This is a genomic window from Xanthomonas sp. NCPPB 3442, from assembly GCF_056725145.1.
This window is the reverse complement of sequence record NZ_CM161514.1, coordinates 1,264,474-1,287,313: the sequence shown is the minus strand read 5'-3', so window position 1 is coordinate 1,287,313 and position 22,840 is coordinate 1,264,474. Positions and strand designations below refer to the sequence as shown.

Genomic DNA, 22,840 nt, shown 5'->3' with positions numbered 1-22,840 from the left:
GGCTGTGCTGCATGCATCTTTTTCGCGTGTTTACTGCTGTCACGTCAGGGTTCGATCGCAAAACGAAGTTGGTGCGCCCAAAGCGAAGCAAGACGCAGCGCACCGCCATCTTCGCCGTGCTGTTGCTGAGCAGTCTTGTCGCGCAAGCCGCACCGCGCCTGACCGACCTGCAGTACATCGGCAGCCACAACAGCTACCACGCCGGCTTTGCGCCCAGCGAAGCGGCGTTATTGAAGCAACTGGACCCGACACTGTTTGCCGCGCTGGATTACCGCCATCCCGCCTTGACGCAGCAACTTGACGATGGCGTGCGCCAACTTGAACTGGACGTCTTCGCCGATGCACAGGGCGGGCGCTACGCACATCCGGCCATCGTTGCGCAGATCGCCAAGGCCGGTCTGCCGACCGCACCGGCAAGCGCGCCCACCGGAGTGATGGACAGGCCCGGCTTCAAGGTCATGCATGTGCAGGATCTGGACCAGCGCAGCAACTGCCAACCGTTGATTGCCTGCCTGCAGGAAATCCGCACCTGGTCGAAGCAGCACCCGGGCCACGTGCCCATCTTCATCCTGCTCGAAACCAAGCAGGCGCCGATCCAGTTGACGTTTCCCACCGTACAACCCGAACCCTTCGATGCAAAGGCGATGGATGCACTGGATGCCGAACTGCGTTCGGTCTTCCAGCCCGGTGAATACATCAGCCCCGATCAGGTGCGGGGCCGCGCGCCTACGCTCAACGCAGGCGTGCTCGCGCATGGCTGGCCGTCGTTGGCCCAGGCGCGCGGCAAGGTGGTATTTCTGCTCGACCAACGCGTTGCCGGTGCCAGCTATCTGCCCGGCCACCCATCGCTGCGTGGCCGGGTGTGTTTCACCAATGCGGTGCCAGGCGAAGACGATGCGGCCTTCGTCGAACGCAACGACGGCCCTGCCGATGACATCAAAAAGCTGGTCAAGGCGGGCTATCTGGTACGTACACGCACCGATGCGGATTTGCAGGAAGCCCAGCACAACGACACCGCCCGGCGCGACGCCATGCTGGCCAGCGGCGCGCAATTGCTCAGTACCGACTTCCCGATCAACGAGCCGGCCGATAACGGCTACGTGGTGCGCTTCGATGGCGGCGCGGTGGCGCGTTGCAATCCGCAGCGACCGGACCCGGGTTGCGACGGCATCGACCTGCACCACTGAGGGCAGCAACGCGCACAAGCGGCCCTACGCATCAGCCCTGTCGCAATGGAAGCGTCGGCGATCCATGGCCGTGCCCGCTGCCCGGGCGCGAGCCTCCCCTTCCCCATCACGCGAGCATCAAGATGCAGTTTTCCCGCCCCCTCCATCGCTTGACCTGCGCCATTGCCGCGGCGCTTTGCGCGCCATCGCTGGCGTGCGCTGCAGAGATGACCACCACCACGTTGGACTCGGTCAACGTGCAAGCCACCCAGGCCGCGGCGCCGGGCTCGCTCAACGAACAGCGCCTGTCCAATAGCGTCAACAGCGTGATGAGCAAGCAGCAGATCGATGCGATTCCCTCCGGCGGCATTGCCGATGTGGTGGCGCACATGCCGGGATTATCGGCCTACAGCGACATGCATCTTGGCCAGGCCACCACCGGCGAGAACGCCTACGTCAGCATCCGCGGCATGGACGCCAGCTATAACGCATACACGCTCAACGGCTTTGGCATGCCGGAAACCGACTCCTCGACGCGCGCCATTTCCTTGAACATGCTGGCGCCATTCGGCATCCAGTCGGTGCAGGTCTCCAAATCGCCGACGCCCGACATGCCCGGCGATTCGATCGGCGGCGCGATCGATATGCGCACCCCCAATGCATTTGATTTCGACCAAGACCTCTATGCCAAGAGCACCGCGCAAGGTCAGTTCAATGCATTGGCCCACCACCTGGGTGGCAAGGACAGCGGCGGCACCTTCCAGCAAGAGCTGGCCTGGAAGTTCGGGGAAGGCGATGCGTTCGGCATCTACGCCTCGGCCTATTACGGCAAGAACAACAACATGGCGCAGGCCCCTGCGCCCAACAGCAAATACGTGCCCGCCGACCCTGCGCTCGCCGCCGCCACCGATTTGCGCGATGTCGGCCCGCTGATCAGCACCCGCTACAAGTACAGCCTCTACGCCAGCCAGATCGAACGCTATGGCGGCAACCTGTCGCTGGATTGGCAGGGCGACACGAGCGCGTTGTATGCACGTGCCATCTACGGCAGTTACGGCGTCACCGGCACGCAGGACCAGTCCAGTGCGCGCCTGGAGACCTATCGCAACCAGCCCACGGCGGTGCGCGGCGGGTACTTCAATACCCACGATATCGACGAGACGCTGGCCACGGTGCAACTGGGCGGGCAGACCACGCTCGACCGGCTGCACCTGGACTACGGTACCTCGTTCGGCCGCGGCACGCGCAGCCGACCGGATTATGTGTCGGCCAGTCTGTATGGGTTTACCCCGGGCAGCTTCGCCTTCGACCTCAGCGACCCCACCTACCCGAGCATCGGCCCAAGCTCGCCGGCGTTGAAGGACTTCTTTTACAACCTGGATTCTTCGCTGTTGTGGAAGGTGCAGGGCCACGACGCCGGCAGTCACGATAACCGCTTCAACGCGCATACCGACATTGCGTACCAGGTCGATGGCGCTGTGCTGGACAGCGTCAAACTTGGCCTGTCGGCCGATCACTCCGAGCGCGACGCCTATGACCACCCGTTCTTCCACAAGGATGGCAACTTCGTCACCAACGGCCCGTACTTTGGCGGCCCCAATTACGCGTTTCCCACCGCCGGCGGCCCGCCGCTGAGCGCGATTCCCGGCCGCATCACGTACAACGCATTCGATGGTCACTATGCGGGGCCGTTCAAGCTGCTCGATCGCGGCTGGATGCGCGCGCAGGCGCTGCCTTACAAGTACATCGACGACCCGAACGGCGCAGGCATCTATACCGCCAACGACTACAACGCCAACACCACCTCCAGCACCGAAGCGATCTATTCGGGCTATGCGATGGCCGCGCTGCATCTTGGCAAGGTGAGCATACTGCCCGGCGTGCGTTACGAACTGACCCAGTATTCGGCCGACTCCTGGCAATCCAGCGGCGATGGCAGCACCGGCAGTTTCGTCGGCAGCGGCAGTACCTACGGCAAGGTCTTGCCAGGCATCAGCGTCAACTATCGGCCGGACGATCTCACCGTATATCGCGCGTCGTTGCGCCGCAGTTTCAGTCGCCCGGCATTCGGGCTGATTTCCGGCGAGACGGTGTATTCGATCGATGACACCCAAAAAGTGGTCGGCATCTCCAAGCCCAACCCCAACCTGCAGGCGAGCACCGCCGACAACGCCGACCTGTCTGCCGAGTTCTACGATCATCAGGGCGGCGTGCTCAGCGCCTCGACGTACTACAAGCGCATCAATGGGTTCATCTATACCTCGCAATCGGCCACCAGCAACGACAGCACCCTGGGCGGCCTGGTGCCAACCGGCACGACCTTCGAAAATGGCGTGCCGGTGACCATGCCGCAAAATGGCGGCACCGCAAAGCTCTATGGGCTGGAGTTGGCGGCGAGCAAGCGCCTGCAACAGTTGCCCGGCCTCTGGAGCAACTTCGGCGTCACCGCCAACCTTACGCTGCAGCACAGCCAGGCAGATAGCAAACGCAGCGACCAGCCGGAAAAGACCTGGCTGCCGCGCGCACCCGAACGCATCTACAACCTGGATCTGTTCTACGACGACACGCACCTGCGCACGGACCTGAGCTACAACTACACCGGCCTGCAACTGCTGGGGCTCACCACCGACCGCCTCAATTACTACCTGCAGCCGGTGAAGTCGCTGGATTTCAATGCGACCTATCACTTGCCGCACCATCTCGATGTCGGCGTGTCGGCAAAGAACCTGCTCAATGCCGCCACGTTCTACGAAACGCAGGGCAAGTCCAAGCGCTACATGGCCTACGATCCCGGCGCCGACGGTGCCTATGTGCAAACCGGGCGCACCTACATGCTGACCTTGGGCTACACGTACTGATCATAGGCCGGCACGCTGCAGCGGTGATCTTTCAACGGAAAGTACGCCGCTGCGGCGATTGCCACCTGCTATCCAGCGGCTGTCGCAGCGCCATTGCTCGATCCGCGATTGCGCCGCCGCATCATCGCGCCGCGGTATCGGTATCGGTATCGGTAGTGAGGCTCCATCACAGGTGTACTGCGTCAGTCGATTGCGCGGCGCGCAATGCCCACCGCAATGCCGCATCGCGCCGCTTGCCCAGTCAGTACCGGTGCAGCGATTTCACGCAGAAAACGCAGGCGGCTGCGGCAAGGTGCGCGCATGCCTCTTTCGGACCTGCACATGCCACCACGCCCCTACGCTCGCGCCTGCTTGCTTGCCCTTGCATTGGGTACTTCCTTGTCTGCGCTGGCGCAGGCGCAACAGCCCGCGCCTGCCGCTGCGCCTGCATCGGCCGCAGCTCCCGCGGCCAAGGTTGTTCCCACCGGGGCGCGCTCGGACCTGCACGCGCAGGTGTTGCTGGATCGCGCGCATTTTTCGCCGGGCCAGATCGACGGCGAGCGCGGCTCCAATCAAAAGCGCGCAGTGTCAGGGTTCCAGGCCGCCCACAACATCAAGGCCACCGGCGAGCTGGATGACGCGACCTGGCAAGCCCTGCAGGCCGACACCACACCGGCCCTGGTGCAGTACACGCTTACCGACGCCGATGTCGCCGGCCCGTTCCAACCCATTCCCAAGGGGCCTGCCGAGCAGGCCAAGCTGACTGCGCTTGGCTATGCCTCCGTCGACGAAGCGCTGGGCGAACGTTTCCACGCAGACCCCGCGCTGCTGGCCCAACTCAACCCTGGCGTGGATCTGAGCAAGGCCGGCAGCGTGATTCAGGTACCCAACATCGACGGGGTGCCGCCCCTGGCCAAGCCAGCCAAGCTAGTGGTGGATAAGTCCGATTCGACGCTGCGGCTATTGGACGCCGACGGCAAGGTCTATGCGCAATTCCCGGTGTCTTCCGGCAGCAAGCACGACCCGCTGCCCATTGGCCGTTGGAAAATTCTCGGCATCTCGCGCGACCCGGTTTTCAAGTACAACCCCAAACTGTTCTGGGATGCGAAAAAGGGCGATCAGAAGGCCACCTTGCCAGCGGGCCCAAACAATCCGGTCGGCCGTGTCTGGATCGATCTGTCCAAACCGCATTACGGCTTGCATGGCACGCCCGAGCCCGGCCATGTCGGCAAGACCGAATCGCATGGCTGTGTGCGTCTGACCAACTGGGACGTGGTCAACCTCGCCAGCGTGGTCGGCCCGTCGGTGCCGGTGGTGATGCAGGAATAGACATGAAACTGCTGATGACCTTGGTGGTGGGCGTCGTGCTGGGCGCGGCCGGCTTTTGGTGGCTGGAACGCACCGCACCGGAAGCGAAAGTAGAACCCTCATCCAGCGCTGCACCCATCGCAACAGATCGCAGCGCAGCGAGTGCTGCGCCGATGGCAGCCCCTGCAGCGGCCGCCACGGCGGCACCGATGGCTGCCTCAGCACCACTGTCCGATCCCGCGCCGGCCGGCATGCCTGCCGCAACAACGCCAGCGCAGCCGCCTGCCGCTGCGGCACCGGGCAGCGACTTGCTGATTCCGGTAGAGGGCATCGGCGCCAGCCAGTTGCAGGACACCTTCACCGATGCGCGCAGCGAAGGCCGCGTGCACGATGCCATCGACATCCTCGCTCCTACCGGCACACCGGTTGTGGCAGTTGCCGACGGCACGGTGGAGAAACTGTTCACCAGCGACCGGGGCGGCCTGACGATTTACCAGTTCGAGCCTGGCGGCAAATACTGCTATTACTACGCGCACCTGGAGCGCTATGCCGACGGCCTGGCGGAGAAACAATCGATCAAGCGAGGCCAGGTCATCGGCTATGTCGGCAGCACTGGCAACGCCAATCCTGCCGCACCGCATCTGCACTTCGAGATCCATCGGTTGGGGCCGGAAAAACAATGGTGGAAGGGCGAGGCGCTCAATCCCTATCCGGTGTTGCACGGGGACCAGCTCCTGCAGTGAGATGGTCGCCCAAATGGGCCTCGCTACGGCCTGCGTTTGTTGCACAGCGCCGCCATCTGCCGCAACGCCTGCGCGCCTTCATCGACTGGTTGGCAGAGGTCATGGCACCGTATCTGCAGCCGCTTGTGCAATAAGCAGCAGGTACATCGGCGCAGCGCGCTACGCCGATCGGCAGTCATGCACAGCGAACCCCTTGCATTGCGGACTTCGCAGCGCACGTGTGGCGCTGATGTCTAGTGCATCGCATGCATGTTGACTCGATGACGCGACACGCTGCCTCACGACAATCGAGGTCTCGATGCACCGCGCGCCCTGATCGCGCAATCAGCGCGGCTGACAGAGGCCCTGTTCGGCAGTGCAATTCCCTGCAATCTGCTGAAACTCGGAACACCAAAAAGCACAAGCATCTTTCGCAAGATGCCCGTGCCATGGCGCAATCGCAGCGAGCGTTGCAGACGCCCGATGTCGCTTCAGATCAGAACGTGTAGTTGAAGGTCAGCATGCCGTTGCGCGAAGCGCCCCACGCACCATAGCCATTGTTGAACTGCGCGTAATAACGCTTGTCGAGCAGGTTGTCGATATTGAGCTGCACCGAAAACTGCGGCGACAGGCGATAGCGCGCAAACGCGCTGACCACTGCGTACGGGCTCTGCTGGAAGGTGCCATACACCGGGTCCACATAGTACGTACGGTTCTGCCAGTTGACGCCACCGCCCACGGTCAGATCGCTCCACGCGTCCTGCGGGGTGTAGCTACTGAACAGCTTGATGGTGGTGCGCGGCAGTTGCGTGTTGATCGAGGCACCGCTGTCGTCGCGTGCGGTGTAATGCGAGGCGCCCAAAGTCGCGTTCCAGCCCTGAGTCAGGCGGCCGGAGAGTTCGAAATCGAAGCCTTCGCTGACCACACCATTGGCAGCGACGTAAGCAAAATCGCTGCTGCCCGGCACCAGCGTGCTCGTCGCTACACCCAGATTGTCCTGCTCGATGCGGAACAGGGCCAGCGAGGCATTGAGCTGGTCGTCGAACCAGGCCGCCTTGACGCCGGCTTCGTAGCCCTTGCCGCTCAACGGATCCAGGTAGCCGCCATTGGCATCGCGCAAGGTCTGCGGGTTGAAGATCTCGGTGTAGCTGACATAGGTCGACCAGACATCGTCGATGTCGTAGACCAGCCCGGCGTATGGAGTGACTTCGGTCTGGGTGTCGGAGAACGGCACCAGCCCCTGCGTCGCATCGGCGTTACGGCCGTCAATCTGCCAATCGGTATAGCGCGCGCCCACCAGCAACGTCAGTGGATCGGCCAGCGAAAAGCGTGCGGCCACGTAGGCGGCCTTCTGCTTGATGGTGCCATCGCTCTGCACCGTGCGCGGGCTCCAGTTGGGCTCCGGATACGCGCCATTCCAGCCCAGGTAGCTGTCCAGGGGTGCGGGGAAGTCGAAGGTACCGTTATTGACGTACTCGCGCCGGTTGTAGCTGGCGCCGGCGACCAGTTGATGTTCGCGGCCGAACAGCTGGAACGGGCCCTGGGCATACACGTCGGCGCCGTCGGCCTTGCGCTCGGTCTGGTAGTTGCCCGAATACGGCACCACCCCACCGCCGGTGGTGCGGTCGAAGCCGAAGATGGTGTAGAACGGATAGAACAGGTGGTTCGTCGCTTCGGTGTTTTCGTGGCTCACATTGGCCTTGAGGGTCCAGCCGTTGTCGAAGCTCTGTTGCAGGCTGGCGAAGGTGCGCTGCAGGCGCGTGTCCCAGAACGTCCAGTCGGCCGCCGGATTGAACGAGCGCTTGTAGTCGGTACGCGTGCCATCGCTGTAGAACAGCGGGAAGCCGCCCCAGGTGACATCGTCCGATTCCTTTTTCTGGTACTCATAGCCCACGCTCAACAGCGTGCTCTCGGTGAGGTCGGCATCGATGATGGCCGAGCCGATCTTCTTGCGCAGGCTGTAGCGATCCATGTCCGATTCGCCATCCTGATACACGCCCGCCACGCGTGCGCGCACGGTGCCTTCGGGACTCAGCGGCACGGTGAGATCGGCCACGCTGCGGGTCTTGTTGAAGTCTCCCCCGCCCACCGACACGGTGCCGGTGAAGTCGCGGCTGAGCGCATGCTTGCGTACCAGATTGATCGAGGCCGACGGATTACCCGAGCCGGTCAATAAACCGGTTGCGCCGCGCACCACTTCCACCCGGTCGTACAGCGCTACGTCCAGTGCCGAATCGCCGTAGCTCCACGCCTGCTCCATGTAGGCCGGGATGCCATCGAATTGGTAGTTATCGATATAGAAGCCGCGTGCATAGAAGTCCAACCGTTCGCTGTCATTCTGCGAAGCCGAGATACCGGTGACGTTGTTGAGCACGTCGGTGATGCTCTGCAGGTTCTGGTCGTCCATGCGCTCGCGGGTGATCACGGTGACCGACTGCGGAATCTCGCGCAGCGCCAGGTTCATCCGCGTCCCGGCAGAGGTTTTCTCCACCGTATAGCCCTTGGCCTGCTCACCCTGCACGGTCATCCGGTCCAGTGTGGTGACCTCGGCATCGGCGGTGGGCGCTTCTGCCAAGACCTGGCCGGCGGCCAGCGTACAAAGCGCAGCGAACAGTGCGCGGGGCAGGGCGTGGCGGCGTGCGCCCACAGAAATAAGACGCATTTCGGTACTACGGATCATCGGGTGACTCCAACGCAGGCGGATCGGGCCGTACGCACCGCATAGGCGCAGCGCCGGCAACAAGGGGGAGGAACGGTGCGCCATACCATCGGCAGCGCATCATTTTAATGGGAATGATTCACATTTTAAATAGCCCGCGTAGCACCTCGTTGGTATCGACCGCCACAAGGCGAACGCTGGCTCCCTGGCTCCCTGGCTCCCTGGCTCCACGCCCTGCCGGGTCGCGATATCACGCGTGGGAGACCATGGCGTGCAAGAGCCGCCGCGTACGCATCGGCTCGCCGGCGCCAGGTCCACGGGCCGCAGCTGTCCCGCTTCTGCCATCAGCCGTCATACGTGGCGGGCATGGCCTCGCGCGTTGGCGCCACCCTGTGCAGGCCCTCCCGCGCAGCCATTGCGGTTACACATGCATCTGGCAACCCGTCGGCCGCCACGGTTGCCGCAATGATGCATGCCGCGGGTTTGCGTACTGTTGCGATGGCGATCGTCCCTAAGACTGCGGCGCTCCGATCCACCGCTGCAGGAAGCGCTCGCATCGAATTGCGCAAATTCTCGCGACATGCGGCGTTGCCAGAGATGCGGGCGCCCCCCTCCGCCGGCCACGCAGCACTCGAAATGGAGACATCGCACCGCGAGTGCGCGAAACGCAGCGCGTTGGGACATCCGCCACAAACAAAAACGCCGGCTTTCGCCGGCGTCTTTGTGACTCATATCAGCGCGCTACAGCGCCTTCGCTGCGGCCACCACGTGCTCGGCAGTGATCTTGAAGTACGCATACAGCTGATCGGCCGGTGCCGAGGCGCCGAAGGTATCCATGCCGACGACATCGCCATCCAGGCCGACGTACTTGCGCCAGAAGCCGGTCACGCCCGCTTCCACCGCCACGCGCTTGCGCACGGCATTCGGCAACACCGACTCGCGATAGGCCGCATCCTGGCGGTCGAACACATCGGTCGACGGCATCGACACCACGCGCGTCTTGAGGCCGGCCGCATCCAGCGTCTTTTTGGCTTCTACTGCCAGGCCTACCTCCGAGCCGGTGGCGATCAGGATCACGTCCGGCGTACCGTCTTGGGCATCGGCCAGCACGTAACCACCGCGTTCGATCAACTTGATCTGCTCGGCGCTGCGCGGCTGATGCTGCAGGTTCTGACGGCTGAAGATCAGGCAGCTCGGGCCGTCCTTGCGGGTAATGGCCGCCTTCCAGCTCACTGCCGATTCCACCGCATCGCCCGGGCGCCACACATCGTTGTTGGGGATGTAGCGCAGCGATGCCAGGTGTTCCACCGGCTGATGGGTCGGGCCGTCCTCGCCCAGGCCGATCGAGTCATGCGTGTACACATGAATCGCATGCGCCGGGTTCAACGCGCTCATGCGCACGCCGTTGCGTGCGTAGTCGCTGAACACCAGGAAGGTGGCGTCGAAGGGAATGAACCCGCCATGCAGCGCCAGACCGTTGGCAATGGCGGTCATGCCGAACTCGCGCACGCCGTAGTACACGTAGTTGGCATCCGGGTCGTCGGTGGCGACCGACTTGCTGGCCTTCCACAAGGTCAGGTTGGAATGCGCCAGGTCGGCCGAACCACCGATCAACTCCGGCAGCAGCGGCGCAAACGCTTCGATCGCCAGCTGCGAAGCCTTGCGCGAGGCAATGGTCTGGCCCTCTTCCTGCGCCTTGGCGATGTAGGCATCGGCCTTGGCGATGAAGTCGGCCGGCAACTCGCCGTGCGAGCGACGGGTCAGCTCGTCGGCTTCGCTGGCGTACTGCTTGGCATACTTGTCGAACAGCTGTTCCCATTCGGCCTGACGCAAGGTACCGGTACCGCCGGCACGCCAGCCGGCGTAGATCTCTTCGGGAATTTCGAACGGGCCGTACGGCCATTCCAACGCCTTGCGTGCGCCTTCCAGTTCGTCCTTGCCCAGCGGCGCGCCATGCGAGGATTCCTTGCCGGCCTTGGTCGGCGCACCGAAGCCGATCTTGGTACGGCAGCAGATCAGCGTGGGCTTGTCGGTGTTTTCCAGCGCCGCCTCGATGGCGGCCTTGATCTTGTCGGCGTCATGCCCGTCCACATCGCGGATCACGTGCCAGCCATAGGCCTCGAAACGCGCCGGGGTGTCGTCGCTGAACCAGCCGGCCGTATTGCCGTCGATGGAAATCTGGTTGTTGTCCCAGAACGCCACCAGCTTGCCCAGGCCCCAGGTACCGGCCAGCGATGCGGCTTCGTGCGAAATGCCCTCCATCAGGCAGCCGTCGCCCATGAACACCCAGGTGCGGTGATCGACGATTTCCAGCTCCGGGCGGTTGTAGCGCTGCGCCAGCAACTTCTCGGCCAACGCGAAACCGACCGCATTGGCGAAGCCCTGGCCGAGCGGACCTGTGGTGGTTTCCACGCCGGGAGTTTCGCTGCGCTCGGGGTGGCCGGCGGTCTTGCTGTGCAGCTGGCGGAACTGCTTGAGCTGCTCGATCGGCAGGTCGTAACCGGACAGGTGCAATAGCGCGTACTGCAGCATCGAACCGTGGCCGTTGGAGAGCACGAAACGGTCGCGGTTGAACCACTGAGGGTTGTTCGGGTTGTGCCGGTAGAAGTCGTTCCACAGCACTTCGGCGATATCGGCCATGCCCATCGGCATGCCGGGATGACCGGACTTGGCGGCTTCGACCGCGTCTGCGGCAAGAAAACGGATGGCGTTGGCCAGCTGGCGGCGGGTGGGCTGGGTCATGGGCGTCTATGGAAGCGGAGGGAACACCGCTGGAAGCGGAGGCCCCTATTCTCCCATACACAGCGTTAGGGGGCCGGGATTGGTGATTGGAGAATCGGGATTGGCGAAGGCACGGGCGACCTGACCTTCATCCAGGAAGGCCCGATGGCACCACACGATCGCAACAGCCCGCTTTAGCGAATCCCCAATCCTGACTCCCAAATCCCTACTCTTCGCCCTTGGCCACCAAGGTCGTCAGCGCCAGATCCCCGGTCACGTTCAGCGCCGTGCGGCACATGTCCAGGAAGTGGTTGACGCCCAGGATCATGCCGATACCCACCGGGTTGACCCCGACCATCGCGCAGATCAGCGCCACCACCGGCAGCGAGCCGGACGGCACGCCGGCCGTGCCGATCCCGCCCAGGATGCAGACCAGCATCACCATGAACTGCTGGCCCAGGCTCAGGTCCACGTTGAAGAACTGCGCCAGGAAGATCACCGTGACGCCTTCGAAGAGTGCGGTGCCGTTCTGGTTGGCGGTGGCGCCCACGGTCAGCACGAAACGCGACACGCGCGGCGGCAGGCCCATCTCGTCGGCCACGCGTAGCGCCGTCGGCAGGGTTGCGTTGCTGGACGCGGTCGAGAACGCCATCACCGTCGCTTCCTGGGTCTGGCGGAAAAAGCCCAGCGGCGAGCGTCCGGCGAATTTCACCGCAATGCCGTAACTGACCACCATGTGCAGGCCCAGCGCCAACACCACCACGCCCACGTAGGCGCCCAGACGAATCAGCAGATCGAAGCCGAACAGCGCGGCCAGGTTGAACATGAAACACGCCACCGCATACGGCGCCAGGCGGATCACCAGCCCGATCAAGGTCATCGAAATCTCGAAGACCCCTTCGATGCCGCGCCGCAATGTGGCGACCTTTTCGTCTTCGGTCAGCACCATGCCCACGCCGAACATCACCGCAAAAAACATCAGCGACAGAATCGCGCCGTTGCTCGACGCGGCGGCAATCACGTTGCTGGGCACGATCGACAGCAGCATGTCCATGCCCTGCGGCTGCGTGCCGGAGCTGGAAATGATCTCGCGGGTGCGCTCGGCATTTTCCTGGATCAGCTGACTGGCCAGTTGCGGGTCCACGCCCGCACCGGGCTTGAGCACGTTGACCAGCACCAGCCCCAGCAACACCGCCACACCGGACAGCACCACGGTATAGCCCAGGGTGCGCCACCCCACCCGCCCGAGCGCGCGGATGTCGCCCATTTCGGAAATGCCCATGACCAGCGCCGAGAACAGCAGCGGCACGATCAGCATGAAGATAAGATTGAGGAAGACCTGCGAAAACGGCGTGGTGACGTACTTGGTCGCCAGGCGCACCCACTCAGCGTCGCTGCCGGCCAGGTAATAGACAGCCAGGCCCAACAACAGGCCAACGGCAAAGCCAATTCCCATCTTCCAATGCAGGGGCAGGCCCGGGCGGCGCGTGGCTGGGGATGCTGTCATCTGGTCAGGCCTTGGTGGACACAAAGACCGGAGCTTAACAAACGCCATGGATGCGGCCACCTACCCGGGTGCTGCTATATGCCTGGTGCGGGTAGGCGAGCTTCTCGCTGTCGGGTGAGGCAGGCGTTTTGCAGTTGGCTGTAGGAGTTGCTGTTTAGGCGCAAAGCAGGACGGCCGGCATTTCGAGCCGTCGCGGCGTTCAGATGAAATCAGATGGCTGAAAGCGAGAGCCCGCCTGTCGAGTGCGCGATGCCTGCCCTCGCCGCTCGCGGGACACGCCGTAAACCCATCCCTGGGGGCTCGATGGCAGCGTCCATGCCGCCAACGGTCCCGCAATCGGCAAGGACACCACACTAGACAGTTGGCTGGTGGTTTCGTTGAAGAGCGAATACGCCGTGTCGACAGCGCTGATCGCTTGTTGAAAACTCTGCACACCGACCAACTTGACCGGTCCTTGCCCACCGTCGCGGGACCCTTGGCGCCATGGATGCCGCCACCGAGCTTACAAGGACGTACTTGCAGCGTGTCCGGCGAGGGTGGGCGGGCAAGGGCACTGCGGCTAACCTAGCGCCAATACTCCTTGCTCTGTGCCCCATAGTTTGCAGATCACGCGCATCCAAAATCGACGCGTTATCCGCGCTGGAAGGCAATGTCGCCGCTCAGAGCAAGTAATGGCGGCCAACAAAATCTAACGAGCCACTGCTAGGTGTGCAGATCCCCCACCAGCAATCGAAGTACCGTTGTTGCAGACCCTTCGTCACACCGGCTGCAACTGCGCGGCCAATATGTCAGTCGTTCCAGGACGCCACCAAAGCAACCCGTCAGTCAAGGCGCAGGCGGATACAGCGGCGCCAGCACCTCCGGTTCGGCCGCACTTGCATGCCGCCAGCGCGGCCCCTTGGCGAACGCTTCACGCAAGGCAGCGCGCGCGCCGGTCACATCGCCGTCGCCGCCCCAGCGTGCCCGCTGCATGCGCGCCACGGCTGCACGCTGCGCCGGGTCGGCCAATGCCGCCATCACTGCATCGATATCGGCAACGCCGGCCATGCCGCAGAGCACCGCCGCTACCTCGTCCATGCCGCCGGTGTCGAGCGCGCGGCGCAACTCGGCAACGCCGTGGGTCGCACGTCTGCCCTGGGCTGGCACGTTGCTGCCGTTGCCCTCATTGCCGCCTGATGCACCGCGCGGAGCACCGCGCCGACGCAATAACGCCCACACCAGCGTGGCGATCCACAAAAGCGCAAATCCGATCGCCGCCGCGATCCATCCCCACGGCGTTCGCGCGGGAGATGGTGCTTGCAGGGTGAGCGTGCGATCGGGTGTCGGCGCCGATTGATCGGGTGCCGGAGTCGGCGCCGATGCCGGCGCAGGCGTCGCAAACGCACCGCTACCTGCCGCCACATCAAGCGTCAGGCCGGGCAGTGACGCGGTCTTGGCTGCGCCTGCCCCCACATCCCACCATGCCATCTGCAGCCCGGGCACCACCAACGGACCGGCGCGGTTGGGCACGATCGAATAGCGCCGGGTCAGTCGCAGTTGCGGCGAGCCGTCCACAAAGCGCTCCTCGAATTGCGGCGGCTCGGCGAATACCTGCGCGTCGGGCACGCTGGGCGTGGGCAATTCGGGAAACTGCGCCTGGGTCGCGCCGCGCGCACTGGCTTCCACCACGAATTGGGCCGCCTCACCGGCTCTCGCCCGCTGAGGCGTGGTCGTGTAGCGCAACTGCAGGCTGCGCAACGGCAGCCACGGCTGCGGCGCATTGGCCGGTTGCGCGCGCACCTGCAGCGGAATGCTCGCACTGCGCGCACTCAACTCACCGTTGCCACGCCCGAAGTAATCGTCGAAAAACCCGCCTACCGAACGCCCGTTGAAACGTGCCGGCGGCAGTAGCAGGCGACCGCTGCGCTCGGGCACCAGCAGGTAGCGCCGCTCCACCACATTGTATTGGCGTCCATTGACGACCTTGACCGAGCTGACGTCGTCGCCGACGCGCTGCATCGATGCCCCATCGGGTGCCTCAAGATCCAATTCGCCCGATGCCAGTTGGGTGGCGAAGTACAACCGCACCACCACGCCCACGCTTTGCTGCACGTAGGGTTGCGGGTCGTCCACCTGGGTTTGGACGAAGGCTTCTTCATTGCCCTGCGCCGCACTCGGCGCGCCGGCAGCGTTGCCGGAGCTGCTCGCGGGATCGTTCGCCGCGCCAACCACCTGCAGGCGCAGCGGTTCGGTGCGTTCATTGCCCACGCGTATCGCCGGCACGATGAGTTCGCCGCTCCTGCGCGGCGTCAGTACCACGCCGAACAAGGCACGCACCGTCACCGACCCATTGGTCACCTGCATCTGCTGATTGGCGCTCTTGGCGCCCAGCGAAAAATCGCTGCGCAGCGGCGTGTAATCCGGGTCGACGCCGCGTTGGTCGGTTTCGATATTCAACATCGCCACATCGCCGACATTGACGCTGTCGCGATCCAGCCACGCGCGCGTGACCGCACCCACCGGCGCGCACGCCAACAGTGCCACGCTGGCCAGCATGCCGATTGCCGCGCGACGTAAATGCTGTCTGCCGATCATCGTCCGTCCCGTTGCCTGCGTTCGTATTCCAGCCTGAATTTGGTACGCAGCAGGCTGCCCGGATCGTCCGGCACCCGCCGCAGCCATGCGTCCACCGCCTGACGTTGCTCGCGTTGTTCCGGCGTCTCGCCCGCGACGGCGGCCTCCTGCTTGCCGCTGGCATCGGCCTGCTTGTTGCCCGCCTGCGCCATGGCCTGCTGCATCTTGCGACGCTGTGCCTCATCGGCCTGCTGCTGCGCCTTGGCATCGGCAGATTGCGGCGGCGTGTCCTGCTTGCGTTGCTCGCCCTGCCCGTTCTTGGCCTGCGCATCTTGTGGCCTGCCGTCCTGTGGCGGCTGCGCCTCAGAGGGTTGGTTCTTGCTGTCGTGCTGATTCTGCCCATCCTGGCCGGATTGCTTGTCCTGCTGATTCTGGCCCGCCTGCTGTTGCCCCTTCCCATCCTGGCCGGATGGCTTCTGGTCCTTGGACTGCCCCTCGCCATCCTTATTGTTCTGCTGCTGGCGCTTGCGCGCCGCATCGACCGCCGCGCGATTGGCGATGGCGTCCTGCTGATTCGGATGTTGCTTGAGCGCACGGTCGTAGGCCGCGATCGCCGCGTCGTACTGGCCTTGTCGCGCCAGCGCGTTACCGAGGTTGTACAGCCCCTCATCGGTCGGTACCGCTTCGAAGGCCTTCTGCGCCGCTGCGAAATCGCCCTTGCGATACGCCTGCACCCCGGCATCCAGGCGCTGTTGTTGCACCTGATCGGCACGCTGCCACAAGGTGCCATCGGCCGCGTGCGCGGGCTGCGCCAGCGGCAGCACGCACACCATCGCCAGCACGCACACCATCGCCAGCACGGCCACCACCGCGCGGCGACGAAACGCCAGCAGGGACAGCAGCATCACCGGCAGCACCAGCCAATAGCCTTCATCGAGCCAGCTCTTGCCGCCATCGGACTCGGCGGTTTCATCGGCCAACGGCTGTTGCGATGGATCGAGCACGCCCAACGTCCGCAGGTCTGCATCGTCCGCCGCAATGCGCGCATAGCGCCCGCCCCCCTGCGCGGCCAGGGTGCGCAGACTGCCCTCGTCGAGCTTGGCCTGCGCAATTTCACCGCTGGCCGTGCGATACGCCGCACCGCGCTCGCCGCCCACACCGAGCGCAGAGACACTGAAGCCGCGCGAACGTGCCACCCGCGCCGAACTTTCGGCGGAGCGATCTGCGCTATCGCTGACAAGCAGGATCTCGCCTTGCTTGAAGCCGGCCTGCTGCAATAACTGCGCGGCCGCATCGATCGCCCGGTCGGCACGCTTGCCATCGACCGGCATGACCGACGGCGACAGCGCATCCAGAAACAAGGCCACGTTGGCACTGTCTTCGGTCAATGGCGCAACCGTGAAGCTCTCGCCTGCATAGACCAGCAATGCCACTTCGCCACCGGCACGTTTGCGCAGCAGCGTCGCCAGCTTGGCGCGCGCCTGCAGCAGGCGCGAAGGCGGCAGGTCGGTTGCGTTGGCACTGGACGACAGGTCCAGCACCACCACCAGCGGCATGCTCGATTGAAACACCGGGCGCTCGGTCTGCCGCCAGCTCGGCCCGCTCATCGCAATCACGGCCAACGCATAGGTCAGCGCAGCCAGCACGAATCCCAGCCATCCGCGCCGACCGCCGGAGACCAACAGCTTCGGCAACAGATGCGCATCCACGCTTTGCCGCCAGACGTCGGCATCGCGGCGACGCCAGTGCCACAGCGCAGCCGCCGGTACGATCGCCAACAGCGCCCACAACAGCGTCGGGCGCAACAGATGTAACGACTGCAGCCACCCCGCCAGCTCGGTCAGCGCGTCCATTGCCACCTCCGCGGCAGCATATAGGCCAACAGGGCAACGACGATTGCCGCGCCCAATGGCCAGTAGTAACGCTCGACGCGCGGCTGCACCGAAGGCCCCAGTCCCTTGACCGGTTCCAGCCGATCCAGCTCGGCATAGATGCCGGCAAGCTCCTCGGTATCGCGGGCGCGGAAGAAGCGCCCGCCGGTCTGCTGGGCGATCTTGCGCAGCCCGTCTTCGTCGATGTCGTCGTTGCCACCGGCCGGAATCGGTACCCCGAACAAGGAATAGCCGCCACTGCCGCCGAAGGCAATGGTATGCACGCGCACGCCTTCGGCCTTGGCCAGTTCCGCGGCCTTCAGGGGATTGAGCACGCCAGCGGTATTGACGCCATCGGTGAGCAACACCACCACGCGCTGGCCCTGCTTCTGTTCGCGCAGGCGCTTGACCGACAAGGCGATCGCATCGCCAATCGCGGTTTCGCGCCCGGCCAAGCCCACCACGCTGTCGCTCAACTGATCGCGCACGGAGGTCAGATCCGCGGTCAACGGTGTCAGCGCATACGCGCGTTGGCCGAATACCAGCAGACCGACGCGGTCGCCGTCGCGCCGATCCAGAAAGTCCGACAGCACGGCCTTGGCGGCGGTGAGCCGGTCTACCACCTTGCCACCAAGCACCATGTCGGGCTCGCTCATGCTGCCCGAAAGATCCACCGCCAACATCATCTGGCGCGCCTCGCGCGGTGGTTGAATCACCTCGCCCAATTGCTGCGGACGTGCCAGCGCGGCACACAACAAAAACCAAGCCAGCCACGCCAGCCAACGCGGCATCCGCAGCACCGGCGCGCTTTTGGCCTGCGCCACCGCCTGCAACTGCTCCGCATATGGCACGCGGAGTGCGGCCGCATCGGCGCGGCGTTGGGGCCAGAACCACATCAGCAACGGCAAGGGCATCAGCCACCACGCCCACGGCCAGGCGCAGTGCGCCAACGCATCCTGCCATTGCGACCACTGCAACCAGTTCATCGCCGGCCCCGCATCAACGCCACAAAGCGCTGCCGCGCCAACGCTTCTACCGCAGGCAGATCGCTGATGGTGGGTGCGCGCTGAAAGCCGCCTTCCAGTACAGCCCGGCCCGGCCCCTGCGAAAACACCTGGTCCTTGCGCTTGCGCCCATCCAGAAACTGCAACCACGCCTCGCCCTGCAAGCGGTCGGCCTGCGGGTCGACGCGCCGCGCCGCACGTCGCAGCAACACCGACACGGCCGCCAAGCGCTGCGCAGGCGTCGTGGCGCGCGCTAGTTCCGCATCGAACGCAGCCAGCCAGCGGCGCTGGCACTGACGCCGGCGCCACCACCAGACCCATGCGCTCCCCACCACCAGCACGACAACCGCGATCACCAGCCACCAGCCCGGTGCCAGCGGCCACCACGACGGCGACGGCGGCAGATGCACATCACGCAGCGGCAGCGACTGCGGGGACATCGTCAGCGACTCCGCGCGGCAGGGCTGCCGCCCAACCACGCATCGCTGGCATCGTCGGTGGACAGGCGATGCAAGCGCACGCCGCGTGCCTGCAGGAGCGATCCCAAATGCTCCAGCGGCGCGACGAATTCGGCCTGCCAGCGTGCACGTCCGGCCTGGGTCGACAGATCGATCGCGATGCGCTCGCCACGCACGTCGAAGGTGACTGCACGTGCCGGTGGCGCCAGTTCCAGCGGATCGACCAGCACGATCACCACCACCTCGTGATGCAAGGCCAAGCCCGACCAGCGCGTGGCAGAAATCCGGCCGGCGCTGCGCGCATCGGCCAGCACGGTCAGGCGCGCGCCGGGGCGCAACAGGCGCGCCGCATGATCCAGCGCCACCTCCAGCCCCGCATCGCCGGACGGCGGCTGGGCATACCAACGCGCCAAGGCATCCAACACCGGCAGCACACCACGCTGACCGGACCGCGGCGCAATCGGCGCCTCGCTCGCGGTGCCGCGCAAGGCTGCAATACGATCGCCCTGGCGCTGCGCCAGCCATGCGGCGACCGCGCCGGCGCGTGCGGCCTGCACCGATTTGTAGCGCACGCGCGTACCGAAGAAGAGCGCAGGCGAGGTATCGGCCACGATCAGGCTCAAACGCTCGCGCTCAGCCTGAAACAATTTGGTGTGCGCTCGCCCGGTTCGCGCGGTCACGCGCCAATCGATATGCCGCGCATCATCGCCAGCCACGTACTCACGCGACTCGGCATATTCCATGCCGCGCCCGCGCGTGGCGGCCGGCACCGGCCCCACCACCCCGTGCCGGCCACGTCCCGGTTGACCGCGATGGATTGCAGTACCGCGCAGCGCAATCAGTTCTGCAAGCGCTGGGCGCACTCCATCGCCAGCGACTGGCGAGGTGGCGGCTTCAGGGGACGAGAACGGCATCGAAGACATCGGTGTCTGGCGAGAGTGCGGCATACCTCAGCGACGCTGCCCGATCAGGGCAGCGGAATCTTTTCGAGCAGTGCAGCGATCAGGCGTTCGCCGTCCCAACCCTCGGCGGTGGCCTCGTAGCTGGGTAGGACGCGATGCCGCAGTACGTCCGGGGCAATGGCGCGGATATCGTCCGGCGTCACGTAGTCGCGCCCGGCCAGCCACGCCCGTGCGCGCGCGCACCGTTCCAGTGCGATCGAGCCACGCGGGCTGGCGCCCCAGGCGATCCTCCGTGCCAATGCCGGGTCGTAACGCTTGGCATCGCGCGAGGCCAGCACGATTTCGATCAGATAGCGTTCCAGCTGCGGTGCCAGATGCACGTCAAGCACCACACGGCGCGCGGCGAAGACATCTTCCAATGGAATCTTGTCGGGTACGGTCTCGTGCTTTTCCAGCGTGTCGCGGGCGGACTCGCGTGCCAGGCGCAGGATTTCTGCCTCGGCGTCAGCCAGGGGATAGCCGATACGCACATGCATCAGAAAGCGATCCAACTGCGCTTCGGGCAGCGGGAACGTACCCTCCTGCTCGATCGGATTCTGCGTCGCCATCACCAGGAACAACTGCGGCAGCGCATAGGTATGCCGGCCGACCGTCACCTGCCGCTCGCCCATCGCTTCCAGCAGCGCAGATTGCACCTTGGCTGGTGCGCGGTTGATTTCGTCGGCCAGCAGGATCGGGTGGAAGATCGGCCCGGGCATGAACTCGAACCGGCTGTCCTGCGGCCGCCAGATTTCGGTACCGGTCAGATCGGCAGGCAGCAGGTCCGGGGTGAACTGCACCCGTGCAAAATCCGCTTCCAGCCTCGAAGCCAGCGCACGGATCGCGGTGGTCTTGGCCAACCCGGGCGCGCCCTCGACGAGCAGATGGCCATCGGCCAGCAAGGCAATCAACAGCCGCTCCACGAGCGCTGCCTGGCCAATGATGCGCTGCGCAAGCGATTCGCGCAGCGAGGTGAATTGACGGTGCAGCCGGTCCTCGGCGGGCGCGGCAACGGCTTCGGGAGGGAGCAGTGGCGGTGCGTTCATAGGTCCAGTGTGACCGATTCGAACGCGATTGGTTCAATTGGCGGCGTTGGGATGTTCAGTGAGTGATCGAGTTCATGCTGGCTGGCTGGCAAAATGAGAAAGGCCAGGCATGTCCATGGACATGTCTGGCCCTCTGCAGTACCCAGGTGCGTACGGATCAATGCACGGCAGAAGCCACTCGCAGTACCTTGGGTGTAATGAAGACCAGCAACTCCGCCTTGTTCTTTTGGCGGCCACGGCTCTTGAACAGATTGCCAAGGAACGGCACGTCGCCCAGGAACGGGACTTTGTTGACACTTGCGCGATCGGTGAACTCGTACACGCCGCCAATGACGACCGTCTGACCATCATCCACAAGCACGGCCGTATTGATCTCGCGACGATTGATCGACGGCACCGTGCCGTAGTTGGGCAGCTCGATCAGCTGGTCAACTTCGTCTTTCTTGACATTCATATTAAGAAAGACGCGATTATCGTTGGTGATTGTCGGGGTCACCTTGAGCTCCAGCAGCACTTCCTTAAACTGGACGTTGGGCGTTGCAGCTTGACCAGCCGTGCCACCGGTGATGGTCACATAACCGATCTCGCGGCCTTGCTTGATAACACCTTCGCGCTGATTGGAGGTCACAATACGAGGGTTGGAGATCACCTCACCGCGCCCTTCTTGCTGAAGTGCAGACAATTCAAGATCCAGATTGAAATTGGAACCCAGGAGCGTATAAGCGAGGCTCGGTGCTGATGCGCCACTGGTGAAAGCGCCGGTCGGCAAATTCACGTTCAGACCTCGACCAGCAGCAGTTCCACCGCCACTGACGGTATTGCCGATGGTGGCAACGTTATCGCCGTAGGTGTGCGTACCACCAAGCCCGAACCGTGCCCCCAGATCGCGTGCGAACGTATCTGTAGCGATCACGATACGGCCTTCGATCAGCACCTGATCGACGGGACGGTCGATATGCGAAATCAGCTCGCGCATCTGCGCGACTTTCTTGGGAATATCGCTAATCATCAAGGTGTTGGTGCGCTCATCGGCAACCAGGCGTCCGCGTGGTGACAGGAAGCCGTTGTCCTGCTGGCCTGCTCCGCCGCCACCTTGGCCGCCCTGACCACCGATTCCCTTGGCCTCCGTCAGCGCCTTAAAGATAAGCGCCGCATTGTGGTAATTGATCTGCACATAATCGGTGATCAAGTCCTCGCGGTTCTCGATCGCGATGCGGGCGTCTTCCTTGTCCTGCTCGAACTTGGCCAGCTCCGGTTGCGGGGCGACCCAAACCACGCCACCATCGCGGCGCTTGTCCAGGCCCTTGGCACGCAGCACGATGTCCAGCGCCTGGTCCCACGGCACGTTCATCAGGCGCAGCGTGACGTTGCCCTGCACGGTGTCGGAAGCGACGATATTGAGGTTGGACTCCTCGGCGATCAGCTGCAGCACGGTGCGCACCGGCACGTCCTGGAAGTTGAACGTCACCGGGCGGCCGCTGTAGCCGCGCGCAGCGATCTGCGCGGCAGCCTGCGTGACCGCCGCCGGGCTCACACCGCCAACCGCCGGCTGGCCCTTGCGCGGGGTGATTTCCACCACGTATTCGTTGCCGGTCTGGTAGGCCAGCGAGTCGAAGGCACCCTTGGTCGACAGCACCAGCTGCAAACCGGAGCCGGACGGCTTCACTTCAACGCGCTGCACCGGCGTGGCGAAGTCGGTGACATTGAGCGGGCGTTGCAGCTCGGCGGGTAGCTTGGCATTGCTGATGTCCACCAGCACGTTGTCGCCTTGCGTCCGCAGGTCCGGGCTGGCGCCCTGGCCGTCGAACTGCAGGATCAGACGGCCAGCGCCGTCTTCGCCGCGCTTGAAATCGATTTTGGATACCGCCAGGCTCGCCGGAGCGACCTTGGCCGGATCCTGCGCGGGCTGAGTCAGCGCCGCGGCGGCGAACGCGCTGCCGCTCGCCAGTGCCAGCGCGAACCCCAACGCGCAGGCCTGGAAGATCGCGTGGCGTCGTACCGGACGCAGCCGCTGGGCATTGGAAAACGTCATCGTGCTATCCCCTAT

The 22,840-nt window shown here is 64.5% G+C and carries 14 protein-coding genes; 4 read left to right on the top strand and 10 right to left on the bottom strand.

Annotation, left to right across the window (positions count from 1 at the left end; genetic code table 11):
* The first annotated feature begins 11 nt into the window (after nucleotides 1-11).
* From AC1POX_RS05610 to AC1POX_RS05595, 4 genes are all read left to right on the top strand, one after another.
* Entirely contained in the window at nucleotides 12-1,187 is a 1,176-nt protein-coding gene (locus AC1POX_RS05610; RefSeq protein WP_372356842.1) for a phosphatidylinositol-specific phospholipase C1-like protein, read from the top strand.
* Nucleotides 1,188-1,309: 122 nt separating this feature from the next.
* Nucleotides 1,310-4,024 (top strand): TonB-dependent receptor, encoded by a 2,715-nt coding sequence (locus AC1POX_RS05605; protein WP_014090946.1) that lies wholly within the window; start codon nucleotides 1,310-1,312, stop codon nucleotides 4,022-4,024.
* Between the two features lie 378 nt (nucleotides 4,025-4,402).
* Nucleotides 4,403-5,332: a L,D-transpeptidase family protein gene (locus AC1POX_RS05600; RefSeq protein WP_029820174.1), complete on the top strand. Its 930-nt coding sequence runs from the start codon at nucleotides 4,403-4,405 to the stop codon at nucleotides 5,330-5,332.
* A 2-nt stretch (nucleotides 5,333-5,334) separates the two neighbouring features.
* A complete protein-coding gene (locus AC1POX_RS05595) occupies nucleotides 5,335-6,054 on the top strand; it encodes a M23 family metallopeptidase (protein ID WP_372356841.1) in 720 nt (239 codons plus the stop codon).
* A gap of 475 nt (nucleotides 6,055-6,529) precedes the next feature.
* Here AC1POX_RS05595 and fhuE read toward each other — a convergent pair whose 3' ends face one another.
* The 10 genes from fhuE to AC1POX_RS05545 form a co-directional block, all read right to left on the bottom strand.
* Entirely contained in the window at nucleotides 6,530-8,713 is a 2,184-nt protein-coding gene (fhuE, locus tag AC1POX_RS05590) for a ferric-rhodotorulic acid/ferric-coprogen receptor FhuE (RefSeq protein WP_372356840.1), read from the bottom strand.
* A gap of 720 nt (nucleotides 8,714-9,433) precedes the next feature.
* The gene (gene tkt, locus AC1POX_RS05585; protein ID WP_122272391.1) at nucleotides 9,434-11,434 is read right to left on the bottom strand and encodes a transketolase; all 2,001 of its coding nucleotides are present in this window, start codon (nucleotides 11,432-11,434) and stop codon (nucleotides 9,434-9,436) included.
* Nucleotides 11,435-11,639: 205 nt separating this feature from the next.
* The gene (locus AC1POX_RS05580) at nucleotides 11,640-12,920 is read right to left on the bottom strand and encodes a dicarboxylate/amino acid:cation symporter (protein WP_029820178.1); all 1,281 of its coding nucleotides are present in this window, start codon (nucleotides 12,918-12,920) and stop codon (nucleotides 11,640-11,642) included.
* 825 nt (nucleotides 12,921-13,745) lie between these two features.
* Nucleotides 13,746-15,494 (bottom strand): BatD family protein, encoded by a 1,749-nt coding sequence (locus AC1POX_RS05575; protein ID WP_372167181.1) that lies wholly within the window; start codon nucleotides 15,492-15,494, stop codon nucleotides 13,746-13,748.
* The gene (locus AC1POX_RS05570) at nucleotides 15,491-17,326 is read right to left on the bottom strand and encodes a VWA domain-containing protein (RefSeq protein WP_372356839.1); all 1,836 of its coding nucleotides are present in this window, start codon (nucleotides 17,324-17,326) and stop codon (nucleotides 15,491-15,493) included. The genes AC1POX_RS05575 and AC1POX_RS05570 overlap by 4 nt, the downstream gene beginning before the upstream one ends.
* Nucleotides 17,314-18,330 (bottom strand): vWA domain-containing protein, encoded by a 1,017-nt coding sequence (locus AC1POX_RS05565; protein ID WP_041469803.1) that lies wholly within the window; start codon nucleotides 18,328-18,330, stop codon nucleotides 17,314-17,316. The genes AC1POX_RS05570 and AC1POX_RS05565 overlap by 13 nt, the downstream gene beginning before the upstream one ends.
* Nucleotides 18,327-18,788: a DUF4381 domain-containing protein gene (locus AC1POX_RS05560; protein ID WP_029820182.1), complete on the bottom strand. Its 462-nt coding sequence runs from the start codon at nucleotides 18,786-18,788 to the stop codon at nucleotides 18,327-18,329. The genes AC1POX_RS05565 and AC1POX_RS05560 overlap by 4 nt, the downstream gene beginning before the upstream one ends.
* A gap of 2 nt (nucleotides 18,789-18,790) precedes the next feature.
* Nucleotides 18,791-19,753, bottom strand: a complete 963-nt coding sequence (locus tag AC1POX_RS05555; protein ID WP_011348454.1) for a DUF58 domain-containing protein — start codon at nucleotides 19,751-19,753, stop codon at nucleotides 18,791-18,793.
* Between the two features lie 20 nt (nucleotides 19,754-19,773).
* Entirely contained in the window at nucleotides 19,774-20,793 is a 1,020-nt protein-coding gene (locus AC1POX_RS05550) for an AAA family ATPase (RefSeq protein ID WP_029820183.1), read from the bottom strand.
* 157 nt (nucleotides 20,794-20,950) lie between these two features.
* On the bottom strand, nucleotides 20,951-22,825 hold the full coding sequence (locus AC1POX_RS05545; protein ID WP_372356838.1) for a type IV pilus secretin PilQ: 1,875 nt from the start codon (nucleotides 22,823-22,825) through the stop codon (nucleotides 20,951-20,953).
* Nucleotides 22,826-22,840: the final 15 nt, after the last annotated feature.